Below are 17,903 nucleotides of genomic sequence, written 5' to 3' on the forward strand. Positions count from 1 at the left end.
TGCTCTTAGCATGTTCGGTCCCCTTTGGGGTACCATGGAAAACGTCTGTATTTCGATTCTTCCGGGAGGCTTGTATGAGTCCCATTCAAATCGCCCTGCTGCTACTCGCCGTTGCCGGCGTGTGGGCCATCGTTGAGCTCGCGCTCACCCTGCGCAAAACCCGCACCGTTGTCGATTCGCTCGACAAGACGGTGACCGACCTCAACAATACGATTGCTGAGGCACAGCCCGTGGTGGCAAAGCTCGATGGTGCTGTTGACGAACTCACGCCGGCACTTGCCCAGGTGGAGCCGCTGCTCAAGTCGAGCAAGACCGCCGTTGACGCTCTGACGTCCAACCTCGTTGAGGTTGAGGCCGTCGTTCGCGACATCTCCGAGGTTACGGGCAGTATGGCCGAGGCCAGCAATGCTGTGTCGAGCGTGACTGATTCTGCGGCAGGTGCCGTGCAGAAACTCTTTAACAAGGTGAAGGCTCCTGCAGCTGACACCGAGCGCAAGCTCGCCGCTGCTGCTGCGGAGGCAGAGCGGCCTACCGAGCGCGTCCTAATTGACGAGGACGATGACGCTGCTGGTGACGATGATGGCCAGAATCCAGCTGTTAAAGCGGCCCAGTATTACACCTACATGCCCTCCGAGACCTCTGAGGAGTCCTGCGATGAGTAGCGAAGCAACCTGCCCCATCACGCTGACCGTTGCCGGCGACCCGCGTCTCGCTCGCCTTGTGCGCATGACGGCAGCCAACGTTGGTGCCCTGTGTTCCATGTCTGTCGATCGCATCGAGGACATCCGCATGGCTGCCGAGGAAGCCTTTATCTTTGGCTGCACGGCTGTTGATTCCGACGACATCTCAATCAAATTCGATGTCGATGAATCTCACGTTGGCATGACCTTTACCTTTGGCGATCAGGCCACCGTCGACGAGGATGACCAGGCTACTGTTTATGCCGAGCTTATTTTGGCGAGCGTGTGCGACTCCTACGAAAAGACTGCGGCGCCCCTGACGCTTTCCCTCGACCTCAAGGCGGATATCTAATATGACCGAACGTTCCCGGAGCGGCAAGACCGCTTGGGACAAGGAGAAAACCCGCGAGCTGTTTCGTCGCTACAAGGAGACTGGTGATCCGGACGCCCGCGAGCAGCTCGTCATGTCCCATATGAACCTGGTAAGGTTTCTTGCCAATAAATTTAAGAATCGCGGCGAGCCGCTCGACGACCTGATGCAGGTTGGCTATCTGGGTCTGCTCAAGGCTATCGACCGTTTTGACCCCGAGCGCGGACTCGAGTTCACGACGTTTGCGACACCCACTATCCTGGGCGAGATCAAACGCCATTTCCGCGATAAGGGCTGGAGTGTGCGCGTACCGCGTCGTCTGCAGGAGCTCTCGGCCAAGGTCAACCAGGCTACTGACAAACTTACCAACGAGCTACAGCGTTCGCCCAAGGTTGAGGAGATCGCTGAGTATCTAGATGTGACTGTCGATGAGGTCCTCGAGGCTATGGAATCGTCTTCGGCCTATACCTCGGTGCCCATCGAGGCTCCTGGTGCGTCCGATTCCGACGATGCGCCCTCGATTCTCGACCGTTACGCCGACGATGACAACGAGCTCGACTTTACCGATGACCGCCTGGTGATCGAGGAAGCCATCCGCGATTTTTCGCCGCGCGAGCGCGAGGTTATCGAGCTGCGCTTCGTGAAGGGCATGACCCAGATCGAGATCGCCAAGAAGCTGGGTATTTCTCAGGTGCAGGTTTCGCGTCTGCTGCGCCGCACGCTTAAGAAGATTCAGGACAAGATCGACCCCGACGGAGTGATGGTTCGTTCATGAGTGAGCACCCTCAACAAACCGATCGCGTGCTGCGCGACACCCGCATTCTGACGCTGCGCATTTGGGCTGTTGTCGGCTGCATTGTTATTGCTGCTGTCATCTTTAACCTTATGGGCATCCTGGCACCGGTTATTGAGTTTCTTGCCGTCGGCTCCATCATTGCTTTTGTGATGTCCCCGATCACCAACTGGCTCGAGCACCATGGCGTGAATCGCGGCATCGGTTCGCTTATCGCGCTTATTGTTGTTGTTGCCGTGCTCGTCGGTGTCGTTTGCATCTTGTCGCCGATTCTCTTTGGTCAGATCATGGAAGTCCTGAGCCGCCTGCCCGAGCAGCTTCGTGTTGCGGGTGGCGATCTCAATGAGATGATCTCGCATGCCAAGACGCTCAACAACACGCCGCTCAAGGAGTATTTGGACGATAATCTTTCGTCCCTGGTTGCCGTGGCATCGAAGTATGTGTCTCAGATCGCTGCCGAGCTTGGCCGCGGCGTGTTCCCGCTCATCACCAATACGGCCTCGCAGTTGTTCGTGATCTTCCTTGGTCTGGTGCTTGCATACTGGATGGCCTGCGACTAACCTCGCATGCACCACGAGATTTGCACCATCATCGGTCAGGAGAAGGAGACCTCGTACCGCTTTATGGTCGCCATCCTTTCTCGCTCTGTCGGCGGCTATATGCGCGGTATGGTCGTGACGTCCATCTGCGGTGGTTTCCTCGCCTTTATCGGTTTTATGATCATCGGCCATCCGTATGCGGCGCTCATGGCTATCTTTACCGGCATCATGCATTTGGTTCCGGTCGTCGGTCCTTGGGTGAGCGCAGCAATCGCCACAGTGCTCGGTTTCATGTTCAGCCCCATGCTGGCGTTATGGACGCTCATCGTGACGATGGTCGCGCAAAACGTCACCGATAACGTGATTTCCCCTAAGGTTATGCAGAGCTCGGTGCAGGTGCATCCCATCATGAGCCTCACGGCGCTCGTTATCGGCTCGGCACTCATGGGCCCCATCGGCATGATTATTGCCATCCCGCTTTGTGCGGCCCTTAAGGGTATCTTCGTGTACTACTTCGAGAATGAGACCGGCCGTCAGCTTGTGGCCTATGACGGCGCCGTGTTTAAGGGCACGCCGTACCGCGATGCCGATGGCAACCCGGTCGCCGCCTACGACGCGCTCGGCGACGACACCTTCATCTACGAGTCCGAGCTCATCGGCAACGAGACTGCGCCCGAGGCCAAGGCGATGCCTAAGCCCGAGTTCGATAATCCCTGGATCAAGCTCTCGGGTTTGCAACCCGATGCCACGGGCTTCTTCAAGAATCCCTTCGCCAAGGACGATGACTCCAACTCGGACGACGATACCAAAACCGGCATCGACGGCTCCATGGACGATTCGGATTCTAAATAAGCCCCGTTAGCGTTTCTTGAAGTTGCAAATGACAAGAAACGCGAGCAAAGCGATTGATAAGGGGCCGGCTACGTAGAAAAAGAGAACGTCAATTGTGCGTAGAGTGTAATAAGCCTTATCGCCTGACATTACTGCATACAATACGTAGCCAAATGCTGGTTGGTTTGCGTACCAGCAGGAGAAGGCCAAGAGCGCTAAAAGTGCTACTACCAGAAGTGCATTCAGGACAAATCGTTTGGTATTCATCGTTCGCTCCTTCCGGATGATTCTTATATGGTATTTTACTAAAACTATTTTTTAAAGGATTGCTTAGTCCTAAATTACATGCACTTTCGCTGGAGGGTCGCTGTTTGGCGGCCCTCTTTTTTGCACTTGCGCGGCGGGATGGTAATATCGTTACGTTTGAACTGTTTCGATGTGAAACCGAGGAGATTCCCTCTATGAGTGCTGACTACCCGTCAATGACTACGGCCGAGATTCGCTCCAAGTTCCTCAACTTCTTTGAGGAGCGCGGTCTTAAGCTCTATCCTTCTTCGTCCCTCGTCCCCGACGATCCTTCGCTGCTGCTTGCCAATGCCGGCATGAACCAGTTTAAGGAGTACTACCAGGGCAAGAAGACCATGAAGGAGATCGGCGCGATCTCCTGCCAGAAGTGCGTCCGCACCAATGACATCGATTGCATCGGCGAGGACGGCCGTCACTTGTCGTTCTTCGAGATGCTCGGCGATTTCTCTTTTGGCGGCGTCTCCAAGGAGCAGGCTTGCGCCTGGGCCTTTGAGCTCATCACCAAGGAGTTCAAGCTGCCGCTCGACCGCCTGTACTTCACCGTCTTTACCGAGGACGACGAGACCCACGACGTGTGGCGTTCTCTGGGCGTTGCCGAGGACCACATCTCCCGCTTGGGCGAGGACGACAACTTCTGGGCCGCTGGCCCCACCGGCCCCTGCGGTCCGTGCTCCGAGATCTACTTTGACATGGGCGAGGAGGTCGGCTGCGGCAGCCCCGACTGCAAGCCTGGCTGCGACTGCGACCGCTTCCTTGAGTTCTGGAACCTCGTGTTTACCCAGTACGACCGTCAGGAGGACGGCTCCATGCCGGAGCTGCCGCACCGCAACCTCGATACGGGCATGGGCCTGGAGCGCATGGCCGCCATCATGCAGCACAAGACCGCCAATTACGACGGCGATTTGATGCAGCATCTCATCAAGCTGGGCGAGGAGATCAGCGGCAAGACCTATGACGCCGACGATTACTCCGGTGCCAGCCGCTCCCTGCGCATCATCGCCGACCACTCCCGTGCTGTCGACTTTATGATCTCGGACGGCATCCTTCCCGGTAACGAGGGTCGTGAGTACGTCCTTCGCCGCCTGCTCCGCCGCGCCGTGTTCCACGGTCGCCTGTTGGGCATCGAGGGTGCCTTCCTGACCAAGTTTATCGACGAGGTCAACGCTCAGATGGGCGAGGCCTATCCCGAATTGCTCAAGAACGTCGCGCTCGTCAAGGGTATCGTTGCCTCCGAGGAGGAGCGCTTCTCCACGACGCTCGACAACGGCCGCGTTTACCTGGACGAGGCTCTGGCAGCGCTTGCCGAGGGCGCTGTGCTTCCGGGCGATGTCGCCTTTAAGCTGCACGATACCTTTGGTTTCCCCATCGACCTGACCGTCGAGATCGCCGGCACCGCCGGTCACGACGTCGACATGGACGGCTTTACTGCCTGCATGGAGGACCAGAAGGCCCGCGCCCGCGCTAACGCCAAGGGCGATGCCTGGGGCAGCTTCAACGATGTGTGGGTCGAGCTTTCCGACAAGGTCGCTGCGACCGAGTTCGACGGCTATGACAACGATGTGATCGAGGGCGCCAAGGTTGTCGCCATCGTGCGCAACGGCGAGTCCGTCGATTCCGCTGCCGCCGGCGAGGACGTCGAGGTCGTGCTCGACCGCACCCCGTTCTATGCCGAGATGGGCGGCCAGCAGGGCGACGCCGGCAAGCTTTCCGCTGAGGGCGTTGTTCTGACCGTTGCCGACACCAAGAACCACAACGGCCTGTATGCCCACGTCGCGCACGTTGCCGATGGCACGCTGACTGTCGGTGCCGCTGTTACCGCCGCGCTCGACGCCGAGCGCCGTGGCTTCCTGCGCCGCAACCACACCGCCACGCACCTGCTCGACGCTGCCCTTAAGCAGGTCCTGGGCGAGCACGTCTCCCAGGCCGGCTCGCTGGTGACGCCCGAGCACCTTCGCTTTGACTTCACGCACTTCGAGGCCCTTTCCTCCGAGCAGCTCAAGGCTGTAGAGGACCTGGTCAACCAGCAGATCTTCGCCTCCAAGCCGGTTGTGACCCGTGTTATGGGCATCGACGAGGCTAAGGCTGCCGGCGCTGTCGCTCTGTTTGGAGAGAAGTACGGCGATGTCGTCCGCGTCGTCTCCGTGGGCGCCGAGGACCAGCCGTTCTCCCGCGAGCTCTGTGGTGGCACCCATGCCGCCAATACCGCCGAGATTGGCCTGTTCAAGATCATTTCCGAGTCCTCCACGGGCTCCAATGTCCGCCGTATCGAAGCCGTGACCTCCAAGGGTGCTCTCGACTATATGGCCGACCGCCTGGCACTCGTTGACGCCGCCGCCGCTGCGCTCAAGTGCCGCGTCGACGAGGTTCCCGCCCGTGTGGAGAACCTGCAGGTCGAGCTGCGCGAGACGTCCAATAAACTCAAGAAGGCGCTCACCGGTGGCTCTTCCGATGCGATCTCCAGCGCCATCGAGGGTGCTGTCGAGCTCGGTGGCTACAAGCTCGTCGTTGCTGAGCTCCAGGGCCTTGAAGCTGCCGACCTGCGCAACGTATGGGATACCGTGCACCAGAAGGTCGCCGGCCCTGTCGCTTGTGTCGTCGCAAGCGTGACTGAGAAGGGCACTCCGGCCCTGCTCGCTGCCGGCTCCGATGACGCCGTGAAGGCCGGGTTCCACGCCGGTAACGTGATCAAGCAGATCGCGGGTCTGGTCGACGGTCGCGGTGGTGGCCGTCCCAACATGGCCCAGGCCGGTGGCAAGAATGCCGCCGGCATCGCCGATGCCCTCGCGGCCGCCAAGACCGCGCTCGGCGCCTAAGAATCTAGGTAGTCGCTGTGGTCGCGCTTGCGCTGGACATAGGGGAGACCAGGATCGGCATCGCCGTCTCGAGCCGTGATGGCATGATGGCGATGCCCGTCAAGGTGCTCCCGGCCGCCGAGGTCACCGGTATGGCCAAGACGTTCCGCTACCTGGTCGAGGACTATGAGCCCGACATCCTGGTTAGCGGACGTCCCTTGACCATGGCCGGTGAGCCCGGCCCCCAGGCCGAGCGCGTTGCCGCCGTGGCGCAAAAGATTGCCGACAAGCTCGATCTTCCACTGGAGTTTGAGGACGAACGTCTGTCTTCGCAAGAGGCCAAGCGTATCCTGCGCGAGCAGGGCCTCAACGAAAAGCAGATGAGGGGCAAGATCGACATGATTGCCGCCAGCCTGTTTTTGCAGACGTGGCTCGATCGTAAAAACGAGGAGGTTTCGCATGCCTAGCGCTTCCGATCCGCGCCAGCAGAATCGTACACGGCAGCCGGCGTCGCGCCCTGCTCAGCCTGGCCAGCGTCCGGCACAGCCGACGCAGCGCGCAGCTCAGCCTGCCGCGCGCTCGGTGCAGTCCTTCTCTCATTCGGCCCAACCTGTTCAACGGACGGGTCAGCAGCCTTCTGCTCGTTCTGTTCAGCATTCGGCTTCTCACGCGGCTCAGCAGCCCACTGCTCGTACGGCCCAGCCTGCAGGCGGTACCCGCTTTAAGCAGCAGGCACCTACCCAGCGAACTCAGGCCCCTCAATCGCATTCGCATCACACTCGCGGTTCGCATGGCGTTGCTCCGGCGACCCGCTCGAGCTACAACACGCATGCTCGTCGCGGTGCTCAAAAGAAGAGTGCTCCGGTTCCCATGATCATCGGCGTTGTGGTGGCGGTGCTTGCGCTTGCTGCGATCGCTTTCTTTGTCGTGCCGGCCGTCAAGGGCTTCTTCGCCGGTGGGGATACCAAGGTCACGGCTGGTCAGCAGGTTACGGTGACCATTCCCGACGGTGCTTCGGGCGATACTATCGCCTCGATTCTCTCCGAGAACCATATCGTCGAAAATCCCAAGGATTACTATGCGGCGGTGAAAAAGCTCAACGCCGATATGTCGCTCAAGCCTGGCACCTATTCGTTTACCACGCTCATGGATGCGACCAAGGTTGTTCAGCAGCTCATGGAAGGTCCCAACGCGGGCTCCAATGCGCTGACTATCCCTGAGGGCCTAACGGTCGATCAAGTCGCCGACCGTGTGGCCCAGGCCTACGACGGCATCTCTAAGGAAGACTTCCTCAACCAGGCCAAGGCCTCCAACTACGTGGACGACTATAGCTTTCTTAAGGGCGCCGCCAACGACTCGCTTGAGGGTTTCTTGTTCCCCAAGACTTATTCGTTGGGCGATTCGCCGACGGCCGATGACGTGATTCGTGCTATGCTCGATCAGTTTAAGACCGAGTACAAGTCGCTTGACTTTGCGAGCTGCGAAGCCAAGATCAAGGAGCGCTATGGTGTGGAGATGTCCGACTACGACATCGTCAACTTGGCCTCTATCGTTGAGCGCGAGGGCCTCAACGCCGATCAACGTGCGCACGTGGCCTCGGTCTTCTACAACCGCCTTGCCGGCAAGCTCGACGGTCTGCGCTATCTCAACAGCGATGCGACCATGATGTATGTCACCGGTGGCGAGGTTACCGCCGACGACCTGCAGAGCGATAGTCCGTATAACACCTATAAGCACGAGGGCCTGCCGCCCACGCCCATCTGCTCTCCGTCGCTCGAGGCGCTTAAGGCCACGCTTGAGCCGACCGACTCCGATGACCTGTATTTCTACATTACGCAGGACGAGGAGTACTTCTCGCAAACCTACGAAGAGCATCAACAGTCTTGGAATTAGCATGAGGATTTTTAGCCCCAAACGATACGTTGCCTCGGTCGATCGCATCGACCTTGATACCCTGTGGGCCGACGGCAAACGCGCCATTCTGCTCGATCGCGATAACACCCTGGTGCCGCGCGACACCGAGCAGGTTCCCGCCGCGGTTTCCGCTTGGCTCGATGCCGCCCGCGCCAAAGGCTTTAAGCTGTGCATGGTGTCCAACAACTGGCATCGCGACCAGGTCATGAGCTCTGCACGCGAGCTGGGACTCGAGGCCATCAGCCACGCCATGAAGCCGGCGCCGTTTGCCCTCAAGGCGGGTCTTAAGCGCCTCGGCGCCACAGCCGACGAGGCGGTGCTGATCGGTGATCAGCTCTACACTGATGTGTGGAGCGGCAATTTTGCCGGCGTCGATACTATCCTGGTTAAGCCGCAGGCAACCCAGGACCTGTGGTACACGCAGATCTTCCGTATCTTTGAGCGCCGGGCCCTGCGCGACCTTCCCTGCGAGGAATAGGTTTCGCCATGTCTCAGCACATCAAACACGGCTGCGACCATATCTTCTTTATCGGCTTTTTGGGCGCGGGCAAATCGACACTCGCGCGCAACGTCGGCACTATGTTCAAGCGGCGTTTTATCGATACCGACCGCCTGGTCGTGCGCCGTTGCGGCAAGTCGGTAACCGAGATTTTTGAGACCGAGGGCGAGGATCGTTTTCGCGAGCTCGAGACCTCGGCGCTCCGTTCGCTCCAAAGCGAGCGCAGCCTGTTGGTTTCGTGCGGGGGCGGTATCGTCGAGACGCCGGTGAATATTGAGTTGATGCACGAAATGGGTACGTGTGTGTACCTCGAGGGCGACTTCGAGGATTCGATTCGCCAGATTCGTCGGTCCGACACGCGCCCCGATTTCCGCTCGCCCGAGCATGCCGCGCGCCTGTTTGAGCATCGCCGTCCGCTGTATCGACAGGCCGCCGACCTTACCCTTGATATTCGCAACAAGTCCTTCGAGGACGTTTCCTACCTTTGTGCCGAGATGCTTTTGGAGCGTGGACTGCTATGATTCGCCGTCAACTGATCAATTTCCAAAACCGCAGCGTCGATGTCCGTGTCGGATTGGGTGCGTTCGATGAGCTTTCGCGCATGTTTGCCTCGGCCGTGGGCAAGCCTAAGCGCGCGATGGTGGTTTGGAACGACGCCACATCCGAGCGTTTTGGCGAGGTCGTCGAGCATGCGCTGGCCGACGCCGGCTTTGCCGTGTCGCTGCTCGTCTTCGAGGTTTCGCCTGCCGGCGCTACGCTGGCCGATGCCGATACCGTCTTTGGCGCCCTGTCGGCTAACGGCATTACCTGCGACGATTTGGTTGTCGCCGTTGGCGATGCCTCAACCTGCTCGGTTGTTAGCTGGTGCGCCAACCAGTGGTGCGGTCGCACCGAGTGCGCGCTGCTGCCGACGACGTTCGACGCCATGCTCACGGTCGCGACGACCATGAAGCCGCTCGTCGCCTCGTCGGCCAATGCGCTTCCCGCTATCGCGTTTCGTCCCGAACCGGGCTTGGTCGTGTGTGACCTCGACCTTGTTCGCGAGACGGACCCCGAGGACCTCAAGCTCGGCTTTGTGGTACTTGTTGGCACCATGCTTTCGAGCAGCAAGTCCCGCTGGAATCAGTTTATTGAGACCGTCCCCGAGATTCTCGCGGGCGAGGAGGTCGCACTCGTCAATGCCGTCCAATGGTCTCAGACTGCCCGCAAGGACGTGCTGACGGCCACGAACCCGAGCGCTCGCCATGCGCTCGATTTTGGCAAGACGGGGGAGCGCACCCTGCGCGCTTGCTTGGGCGATGCCGCTTCGCAGGTCCCTGCCTATCAGCTGTTATCCGAGGGCATGCGCTTTGAGGCGCGCCTAGCACATGATGCCTGCGATTTCGATATCGATTACGTCTTTGAGGTCGATGACTGCCTGGAGGACTTTGGTATCGAGGAACTTGCCTTCGATCTGGAGCCTGCCGCATATATCGAGGAGTTCCGCAGGCAGCAGTTCGCGCGCTCAAACCGCAGCATGCTGCCGCTGCCCGCGGCACTCGGCGCCATTCGCCTAACGAACGTTGAGGACGAGGTTCTTGAGCGCCATGCTCACGCCTACTTGGCTTCTCGCAAAGAACTTCTCTAAGTTTTATTGACATCCATCGTCTTTCGTATCATGTTGAGGGGCGGGTTTCCAATCGGTTGCGGATCGCATGCGATTCCGTCGTTCGGTTGAGACCCGTCCCGTCTTTTTAGAGACAACAAGAAAGGAATCTGCATGTCTGAGTTTGCTGCCGGTCCCGCCGGTCGTATCGAGCGTGTCCGTGCCCTTATGGCCGAGCGTGGCTACGACGCCATCGTGGTACGCGACGAGGCCAACCTTCGTTGGCTTACGGGCGTGAAAGGCGTCTTCGACTACACCTTCGAGTTTCCGCACGCTGCGTTTATTACGGCCGACCAGTGCCTGTTCCACACCGACTCGCGCTACCTCAACAGCTTTGAGGAGAACACGCCCGCCGGCAGCCCTTGGGTCTACGACATGGACGAGGGCACCATCCCCGGTTGGGTCGCCGGCAAAATCGCGGCCAACAAGTGCCGCGTCTGCGCTGTCGAGGACGACATGCAGATCAACTTCTATCAGGGTATTCAGCGTGGTCTGGAGGATCGTTCCGTCGCCTGCATGCTGCCGCTGATGCATGCCGACATTCGCAAGATGCGCGCCATTAAGGACGCTGAGGAGATCGAGCTCATGCGCCATGCGCAGTCGATCACCGACGCCGCCTTCCAGCACATGCTCGGCTTTATTAAGCCTGGTATGACCGAGAAGCAGGTTCGCAACGAGCTCGAGAACTTTATGTTCGCCAACGGCGCCGATAGCCTTGCCTTCGGCTCCATCGTGGCGAGCGGTCCCAACACCGCCAACCCGCATGCCGTGCCGAGCGACCGCGTGATCGAGAAGGGCGATTTCGTTCTTATGGATTACGGCGCGGGCTACTGTGATTACCGCTCCGACATGACACGCACCGTCGTGATGGGCGAGCCCACGCAGGAGCAAGTCGACCTGTACGCACTCGTGCGCCGCACGCACGAGGAATGCGTCGCCGCCATCCATCCGGGCGTCGAGGGCAACGACATCTTTAAGCTCTCCAAGAAGATCATCGGCGATGCCGGCTATGGCGATTACTATAACCATGGCTTGGGCCACGGCGTCGGTATCGACATCCACGAGCTGCCCAACTTCAACCGCAGCAAGAACACCATCGAGGTCGGCTCGGTTATCACCATGGAGCCCGGCGTCTACCTGCCCGGCGTGGGCGGCGTGCGCCTGGAGGACTACGGCGTGGTCACCGAGAACGGCTACGAGCCCTTCACTAAGACCCCGCATGACCTGCACGTTATCGATTGCTAGTCTACTTCGGTAGATAGTTTGGGGCGGGGCGTTCGGATCGATTCGGACGTCCCGCGTTCTCTTTTTATGCGCTCGCTGCAGGCGCCGTCTGCAAGTGTATAATTTCCATCGTATGTAATTTGGACGCTTGTGCGTTCTGCCCGTAACAAGAAAGGTCGCTATGCCTACCATTTCTACCGCCGACTTCAAGAACGGCCTCGGTCTCCGCATCAAGGACAAGGTCTACACCATTGTCGAGTTCCAGCATGTCAAGCCGGGCAAGGGCGGCGCGTTTGTGCGCTACAAGACCCGCGACATCAAGAGCGGCCGCGTCGTCGAGAACACCTGCAACGCCGGCACCAAGTTCGAGAGCGTCATGCTCACCACCCGTGAGTTCCAGTACCTCTACAACGATGGCACCGACTACATCTTCATGGACAACGAGTCCTATGAGCAGGTTCCCGTTCCCGAGGACATGGTGGGCGAGAACTCCAAGTGGCTGCGCGAGAACGACGTCTGCCAGCTGCTCTTCGCCGACGATGAGCTCATGGGCGTGACCCCGCCGATGTTCATCGAGACCACCATCGTCCAGACCGACCCGGGCTTTAAGGGCGACACCGTCCAGGGTTCCACCAAGCCGGCCACGATCGATACCGGCGCTGTCATCCAGGTCCCCATGTACCTCAACGAGGGCGAGGTCATCAAAGTTGACACCCGCGACGGCAAGTTCGTCTCCCGCGTCTAGCAACCAACTCTTCTAGGAGGACTCATGCCCCAGGAAATCAAGATTGACGGCATCGGCATTTCGCCCGATGTTCTGACCGCCATCGTCTCGCGCGCCGTGTCCGATGTCGAGGGCATCGCCTCCGTTGGCGTCAAGGACCTTGCCACCAACCTTGTCTCCATGATGCTCTCGTCCAAGGCCCCGGCTTCCGAGCCGGCGGTCGAGGCCGAGGTCGTCGGCGACAAGCTCGCACTCACCGTGCGTGTCGTGGTGTTCTTTGGCTATCCGTTCAAGAAACTCGCCGAGGCCGTTCGCGCCGCAGTGGTTGCCGCCATTGATGCCCAGGTTGGCGTTGAGGTCGAGCGCGTTGACGTTTGCATCGACGGCCTCGTTTTCCCCAAGGAGTAACCTTTGAGCCTTAAGGTTTATCGCGGGCGTACGCTTGCCCGCAGTCAGGCGCTGCAGCTGCTGTTCCAGGCCGAGGCCACGGACAGCCCGCTCGAGCGCGTCCTCGAGGGTGATTTCCTGATCTCGAAGGGTCCCCTCGATCCCTATGCGCTGGAGCTGTGCCGCGGTGCCTACGAGCATATCGACCGCATCGACTGCGCCCTGCGTTCCGTTGCCAAGAACTGGGATCTTATGCGCATGCCCGGCGCCGACCGCAACCTGCTGCGTATCGCCGTTTACGAGATGCGTTTCCTCACCGACGAGGAGGTCTCGGACGCCATCGTTATCAACGAGGCCGTCGAGCTTGCCAAGGCCTATGGCACCGACCAGTCCGCGTCGTTCGTCAACGGCGTGCTGGGTAAGATCGCTCGCAGCGAGGAGCTGCCGGGCGAGGACCTGTACCAGGAGCTGCTGGCCGAAGATCGCGCTCGCGAGGAGGCACAGGCTGCCGAGGCTGCCGCAAAGGTTGCGGCTGCCCAGGCCGAGGCTGGCGTGCTGGCCGAGGACGCGGACGCTGCTGAGGCCGTCGAGGCCGACTCCGTCGAGGAGTAGTCATGCCAGAGGGTTCCGTCCGCAACTTCGACGAGGTATCGGACCGCTTAGACCAGATCATAGCTACCGTTCGCTCTAAGGATACGTCCTTGGAGCGTTCGCTCGATCTGTTTGACGAGGCGATTGAGCTGGGCTCCCGTGCGGTCGACATGGTCGATAAGTTTGAGCTGACGCCGCGTGAGGCCGACAAGCTCGAGCAGGAATACGATGAGGATGCGGCAAACGAATCCCAAGATAGCTAGGCCGCATCTCCGGATACGAATGGTTGATGGCATTCATGAAACGCGTGCGTCTTGATGACGAACTGATTTCACAGGGCATCTGCGCCGATCGCGCGGATGCCCTTCGCACTCTTATGGCTGGCTTGGTCTCGAGTGGCGGCGAGCGCTTGACTTCGCCGGGCCTTAAGGTGACCCCGGGCCTGCCGTTGCACGTGAAGGGGCGCATTCCGTACGTTGGGCGCGGCGGCCTTAAGCTTGAGGGTGCACTCGACGCGTTTGGGATTGATCCGACGGACCTTGCTTGCCTCGATGTGGGCTGCTCCACGGGCGGCTTCACCGATTGCCTGCTCAAGCGCGGAGCTGCGACCGTTATCTCGGTCGACGTGGGCCGTGCCCAGTTCGACTGGTCGCTGCGCCAAGACGATCGTGTGACGCTTCACGAGCGCACAAATGTGACGCAGTTGCCCGAGCTCGGCTACGGCGGTGCTATCGATTTGGCCGTGTGCGATGTGTCGTTTACGAGTATCGCGAATATCATCTACGCCGTGCTGGCGTGCCTGAAGCCTTCGGGTTCGTTTTGCACGCTCGTAAAGCCGCAGTTTGAGGCTCCGGCGGCGCTCGTGGGCGAGGGCGGCATTGTGACCGATCCCGCCGTGCGCCGCGATACACTCGTTTCGGCAGTTGAACTCTTTGCCTCCAAGGGGCTGTTCCCGGTCGATGTGTGCGTGTCGCCCATTCATGGTGCCAAGGGCAACGTTGAGTTTTTCCTGTACGGCACGAGATTTGCCCCCGGTGAACGTGCCGACGATGAGCTGCAATCCCAGGTATCGGTTTTGAGCGAGAAAGCTGCAACGCTATGAAGGTCTTTCTGGTTCCCAATTACTATAAGCAAGAGGCGGTCGAGAGCGGCCTGATGCTCGAGCTTTGGCTGACGCGCCAGGGCTATGAGGTCGCATGGGCTGCCGACCAGCGATCGAAGATTCAAAGTACGCCTGATATTGACGGCTCCGATCTGGTCATTACGCTCGGCGGCGACGGCACGCTGCTGCGCGCTGCCCGCATCCTCAACCATCGCGAGATTCCTATCCTCGGTCTTTCCTATGGTCACCTGGGCTTTTTAACTGCTGCGAGCCCCGAGGAGCGCGACATTCTTAAGGTCGTGAGCGACGCCCTTTCCGGCGAGCTGCACGTGAGCCGTCGCGCCACCATCGCTGCGGATATCGTGTCCGTGCGCGAAGACGGTACGAAGGATGTCGTGCGCACCTTCGCCCTCAACGACATGGCGCTTACCCGCGGTCCGCTGTCCGATATGGTCGAGTTCGACATCACGGTGTCGGGCCACCATATCGATCGACTGCGTGGCGACGGCGTGGTCGTGTCCACGGCGACCGGTTCTACGGGTTACGCACTCAGTGCCGGTGGCCCCATCGTGAGCCCCGACTATACGGGCATGGTCTGCGTACCCATTGCGCCGCACACCATTCAGGCCCGTGCCTTCTTGACTTCGCCGAGTGATGTCGTCGAAATCTTTATGTCCGATGATCGCCCGAGCGTTCCGGCGATCGCTATCGATGGACAGTTTATTACCTGCGATGGCACCGTTGAGAGCGTGGCGGTGCGCCGCGGGCCCGGAGATGTGCTGCTGCTCGATTACGGCCCCGAGAGCTTCTATAACTCGGTGAGCCGCGTATTCTATGGAGTCCGTCATGATCGATGAGCTGCAGGTTTCTAACATTGCACTCATTCGCGAGGCGACGCTGGTGCCGAGTGCCGGCCTGACTGTCCTGACTGGCGAGACCGGCGCCGGCAAGACCGCGCTGCTCTCGGCCCTCAAGCTTATTTTGGGCGAGCGCGCGGATTCGTCGACGGTGCGCGAGGGCGAGGCGCTGGCGAGTGTCGAGGCACGCCTGTTTGACGGCCCGCACGACACGGAGGGCTTCACGGTCCAGCGCAGCCTTTCTGCCGAGGGCCGCAGCCGCGTGAAGATTGACGGCCGCATCGCCAGTGTGCGCGAGCTTTCGGAGCGCGTTGGCGTGATGATGGATCTTTGCGGCCAGCACGAGCACCAGCGCCTGCTCGATCCGGCGCATCATGTTGCCATGGTCGATGCCTGGGCAGGGCGCCCTGCACTCGAGGCGCTCGAGCACTACCGTGCTTGCTTTAAAGCCTCGCGCGAGGCCGCTAAGGAGGTCCGTCGCGTCGAAGAGGCCTCGCGTGCGCAGGGGAGCCGCGTCGAGAAGGCGCGCTTTGCCCTCGAGCGCATCGGCGAGGTCGACCCTAAGCCGGGCGAGTATGAGGAACTCGAGGAACTGCTGCCGCGCTCCGAACATGCCGAGGTACTGGTTGCCACCGCTAACGATGCCCATGCATCGCTTGCCTCTGAAGGGGGAGCGCTCGATGCCGTGAACAGTGCTGTGGCAGAGCTTTCCCGAATGGCTACCGTCGATCGCAAACTGGGCGACATTGCCGATGCGCTTTCGGATGCCTGTATCTCCCTTGAGGATTGCGCGAACGAGCTTCGTTCCTATCGCGATGGCGTCGCCTTCGACCCGCGCGAGCTCGCTCGCATGCGTGAGCGGTATTCTGACCTCAAGGGCCTGTTGCGTCAGTGGGGTCCCACTATGGACGATGTTTTCGCCATGCGCGATCGCTCGCAAGAACTGCTGTCCCTGGTTGATGATGGCGATGAGCAGATCAAAAAGGCGCGTGAGGCACTCGGGAGCGCCGAGCGCGAGTTGTTTGCCGCTGCCAAGGCACTTAAGCGCGCTCGCAATACGGCAGCCCCGCGCTTCTGCCACGAGGTCGGCCGCCAGATGGCGCGCTTGGAGATGGGTAGTGCCGAGCTCGTCTGGGAGTCGCGCGATCTTCCCCGTGCTGAGTGGACGCCCGTTGGTCCTTCGAGCTACGAGCTGCTATACCGCAGCGGTGCCGGCTTGACGCCGCGTCCCCTGCGCCGCATTGCGTCGGGCGGCGAGCTCAGCCGTGTCATGCTGGCAAGCAAGGTTGTCCTCGGTAACGCGGACGGTGTCGATACGCTCGTGTTTGACGAGGTCGATGCTGGTGTCGGTGGCTCCACGGCGCGTGCGCTCGCGGGCGTGCTGGCAGATCTCGCCGCTACGCATCAGGTGATTGTCGTAACCCACTTGGCGCAGGTCGCCGTCATGGCTGACAAGCATTATGTCGTCAGCAAGGAACCGGGCGATGTTCCCCAGACGCATTTGGACGAGGTAACCGGCGAAGCGCGTACCGCCGAGATCGCCCGCATGTTGAGCGGCGATCAGTCCGAGGCAAGCTTGGCCCACGCCAAGCAGATGCTCGAAGAAGCTCGAGGCTAGGTCGTATCAGCGGCGTTGGTGGGACAAAATAGACTGAAATTTTTGTCCCACTACGTGTTTTACTCAACGACCTTGTCCGGCTGGATGAGCTCCTCGTAGTAGCTGATATGTTCGCGAGCGTCTTCAATCTCGGGCAGCAGGAAGTTGTAGATGACTTCGATGATCATCGTGGCGCTGATCTTAGAGAACGCAAAGTCGCCTGTCGTCAGCAGCGCTTCGTGGTTGACGGTATTAAAAGTGTAGTCTGCCAGACGCGCGAGCGGGGATTTGCTGTCGCTGCTGATGACGACTACGGTTGCGCCGCAGTTGCGAGCCGCTTTTGCCATGCGATTCAGTCGGCGCGATTTGCCGGAGTTTGAGATGAGCACGATAACGTCACCCGGGCGCAACGTGAGCGCAAAGCCGATTGATGTCTCGCTAATGGTGCTCGCCATGCAGCGCAGGCCCAGCTGCGAAAACTTAAACGTCGCATCGAGCGCGACCGCGTTCGTATTGCCCACAGCTGCAAACTCAATAACCCCTGCATGCTTAAGGGCATGCACAACAGCCGCCAGCGTATCGTGGTCGATCCCGTCGATGGTCGCATTAAGCTCGCTCACCTTGGCAGCCAGGATGTTCTTGAGGCTCTGCTCCATATTGTCGAGCGAGACCTCGTCAGTCAGGCCCTCGTTGCGCTGGCTTTCTAAATCCCTCGCCAACGAAAACTGAAAACTGCGGAAGCTGCCAAAGCCAAGCTTGCGGCAGAAGCGCGAAACGGTCGCCTCGGACGTGGCGGCGGCGCGTGAGAGCTGAGCGGCCGTGAGGCGCGGCGCCTCGGACTGGTGCTCCAATATATAGTCGACAATGCGCTGCTCGGACTCGCTGTATCCCTGATGGGTGCTTATGAGGGAAAGTGCGCTCTTGCTACTATCGGTCATGGATGGCTCCTGGTTGGCATGAAAATCTAATTTGATTTGCAATGCCATAGTATACGGGCATTTCCAATTACAAGATACACCTTGCCGTTTCAAGTGTTGATGGTAAACTTTCAC

At 60.0% G+C, this 17,903-nt stretch carries 19 protein-coding genes and 1 pseudogene; 18 read left to right on the plus strand and 2 right to left on the minus strand.

What is annotated here, in order from left to right; all coding sequences use genetic code 11:
• Positions 1 to 74: 74 nt before the first annotated feature.
• The 4 genes and pseudogenes from ABCP74_RS03790 to ABCP74_RS03805 all read left to right on the plus strand — a co-directional run bounded on the left by ABCP74_RS03790 (position 75) and on the right by ABCP74_RS03805 (position 3,234).
• Entirely contained in the window at positions 75 to 662 is a 588-nt protein-coding gene (locus ABCP74_RS03790) for a hypothetical protein (protein ID WP_343000850.1), read from the plus strand.
• Positions 655 to 1,032 (plus strand): ATP-binding protein, encoded by a 378-nt coding sequence (locus tag ABCP74_RS03795; RefSeq protein WP_271737801.1) that lies wholly within the window; start codon positions 655 to 657, stop codon positions 1,030 to 1,032. The genes ABCP74_RS03790 and ABCP74_RS03795 overlap by 8 nt, the downstream gene beginning before the upstream one ends.
• Position 1,033: 1 nt before the next feature.
• The gene (locus ABCP74_RS03800; protein WP_117564127.1) at positions 1,034 to 1,825 is read left to right on the plus strand and encodes an RNA polymerase sigma factor SigF; all 792 of its coding nucleotides are present in this window, start codon (positions 1,034 to 1,036) and stop codon (positions 1,823 to 1,825) included.
• Positions 1,822 to 3,234, plus strand: a pseudogene (locus ABCP74_RS03805) (AI-2E family transporter). Before ABCP74_RS03800 ends, ABCP74_RS03805 begins: the two are co-directional and overlap by 4 nt.
• A gap of 6 nt (positions 3,235 to 3,240) precedes the next feature.
• Here the strand turns inward: ABCP74_RS03805 and ABCP74_RS03810 are convergent.
• Positions 3,241 to 3,480 (minus strand): hypothetical protein, encoded by a 240-nt coding sequence (locus ABCP74_RS03810; protein WP_343000848.1) that lies wholly within the window; start codon positions 3,478 to 3,480, stop codon positions 3,241 to 3,243.
• A gap of 194 nt (positions 3,481 to 3,674) precedes the next feature.
• Between ABCP74_RS03810 and alaS the strand changes: the two genes are divergently transcribed.
• From alaS to recN, 14 genes are all read left to right on the plus strand, one after another.
• Entirely contained in the window at positions 3,675 to 6,332 is a 2,658-nt protein-coding gene (alaS, locus tag ABCP74_RS03815; protein ID WP_343000847.1) for an alanine--tRNA ligase, read from the plus strand.
• Between the two features lie 17 nt (positions 6,333 to 6,349).
• Positions 6,350 to 6,778 (plus strand): Holliday junction resolvase RuvX, encoded by a 429-nt coding sequence (gene ruvX / locus ABCP74_RS03820; protein WP_343000846.1) that lies wholly within the window; start codon positions 6,350 to 6,352, stop codon positions 6,776 to 6,778.
• Positions 6,771 to 8,204 (plus strand): endolytic transglycosylase MltG, encoded by a 1,434-nt coding sequence (mltG, locus tag ABCP74_RS03825; RefSeq protein WP_343000845.1) that lies wholly within the window; start codon positions 6,771 to 6,773, stop codon positions 8,202 to 8,204. The genes ruvX and mltG overlap by 8 nt, the downstream gene beginning before the upstream one ends.
• A 1-nt stretch (position 8,205) precedes the next feature.
• A complete protein-coding gene (locus ABCP74_RS03830) occupies positions 8,206 to 8,703 on the plus strand; it encodes a YqeG family HAD IIIA-type phosphatase (RefSeq protein ID WP_117646451.1) in 498 nt (165 codons plus the stop codon).
• An 8-nt stretch (positions 8,704 to 8,711) separates the two neighbouring features.
• Entirely contained in the window at positions 8,712 to 9,245 is a 534-nt protein-coding gene (locus tag ABCP74_RS03835; RefSeq protein ID WP_035138190.1) for a shikimate kinase, read from the plus strand.
• Positions 9,242 to 10,351 (plus strand): hypothetical protein, encoded by a 1,110-nt coding sequence (locus ABCP74_RS03840; protein ID WP_343000844.1) that lies wholly within the window; start codon positions 9,242 to 9,244, stop codon positions 10,349 to 10,351. Before ABCP74_RS03835 ends, ABCP74_RS03840 begins: the two co-directional genes overlap by 4 nt.
• Positions 10,352 to 10,483: 132 nt before the next feature.
• On the plus strand, positions 10,484 to 11,614 hold the full coding sequence (locus tag ABCP74_RS03845; RefSeq protein WP_343000843.1) for a M24 family metallopeptidase: 1,131 nt from the start codon (positions 10,484 to 10,486) through the stop codon (positions 11,612 to 11,614).
• 160 nt (positions 11,615 to 11,774) lie between these two features.
• Complete coding sequence (gene efp, locus ABCP74_RS03850) at positions 11,775 to 12,338, plus strand: elongation factor P (RefSeq protein ID WP_117799248.1); 564 nt, start codon at positions 11,775 to 11,777, stop codon at positions 12,336 to 12,338.
• A gap of 24 nt (positions 12,339 to 12,362) precedes the next feature.
• On the plus strand, positions 12,363 to 12,725 hold the full coding sequence (locus ABCP74_RS03855; RefSeq protein ID WP_006233982.1) for an Asp23/Gls24 family envelope stress response protein: 363 nt from the start codon (positions 12,363 to 12,365) through the stop codon (positions 12,723 to 12,725).
• 3 nt (positions 12,726 to 12,728) lie between these two features.
• On the plus strand, positions 12,729 to 13,316 hold the full coding sequence (nusB, locus tag ABCP74_RS03860; RefSeq protein ID WP_117757239.1) for a transcription antitermination factor NusB: 588 nt from the start codon (positions 12,729 to 12,731) through the stop codon (positions 13,314 to 13,316).
• A 2-nt stretch (positions 13,317 to 13,318) separates the two neighbouring features.
• A complete protein-coding gene (locus ABCP74_RS03865) occupies positions 13,319 to 13,558 on the plus strand; it encodes an exodeoxyribonuclease VII small subunit (RefSeq protein ID WP_343000842.1) in 240 nt (79 codons plus the stop codon).
• Positions 13,559 to 13,593: 35 nt separating this feature from the next.
• On the plus strand, positions 13,594 to 14,397 hold the full coding sequence (locus tag ABCP74_RS03870) for a TlyA family RNA methyltransferase (protein WP_343000873.1): 804 nt from the start codon (positions 13,594 to 13,596) through the stop codon (positions 14,395 to 14,397).
• Positions 14,394 to 15,254, plus strand: coding sequence for an NAD(+)/NADH kinase (locus tag ABCP74_RS03875; RefSeq protein WP_271748241.1), 861 nt, complete (start codon positions 14,394 to 14,396; stop codon positions 15,252 to 15,254). The genes ABCP74_RS03870 and ABCP74_RS03875 overlap by 4 nt, the downstream gene beginning before the upstream one ends.
• Positions 15,244 to 16,872, plus strand: coding sequence for a DNA repair protein RecN (gene recN, locus ABCP74_RS03880; RefSeq protein ID WP_343000841.1), 1,629 nt, complete (start codon positions 15,244 to 15,246; stop codon positions 16,870 to 16,872). Before ABCP74_RS03875 ends, recN begins: the two co-directional genes overlap by 11 nt.
• A gap of 59 nt (positions 16,873 to 16,931) precedes the next feature.
• Here the strand turns inward: recN and ABCP74_RS03885 are convergent, their stop codons facing one another.
• Positions 16,932 to 17,789, minus strand: a complete 858-nt coding sequence (locus tag ABCP74_RS03885; RefSeq protein WP_226790721.1) for a MurR/RpiR family transcriptional regulator — start codon at positions 17,787 to 17,789, stop codon at positions 16,932 to 16,934.
• Between the last annotated feature and the right edge of the window lie 114 nt (positions 17,790 to 17,903).

The sequence above is a fragment of the Collinsella aerofaciens genome (genome assembly GCF_039062315.1).
Lineage (GTDB): Bacteria > Actinomycetota > Coriobacteriia > Coriobacteriales > Coriobacteriaceae > Collinsella > Collinsella aerofaciens_BG.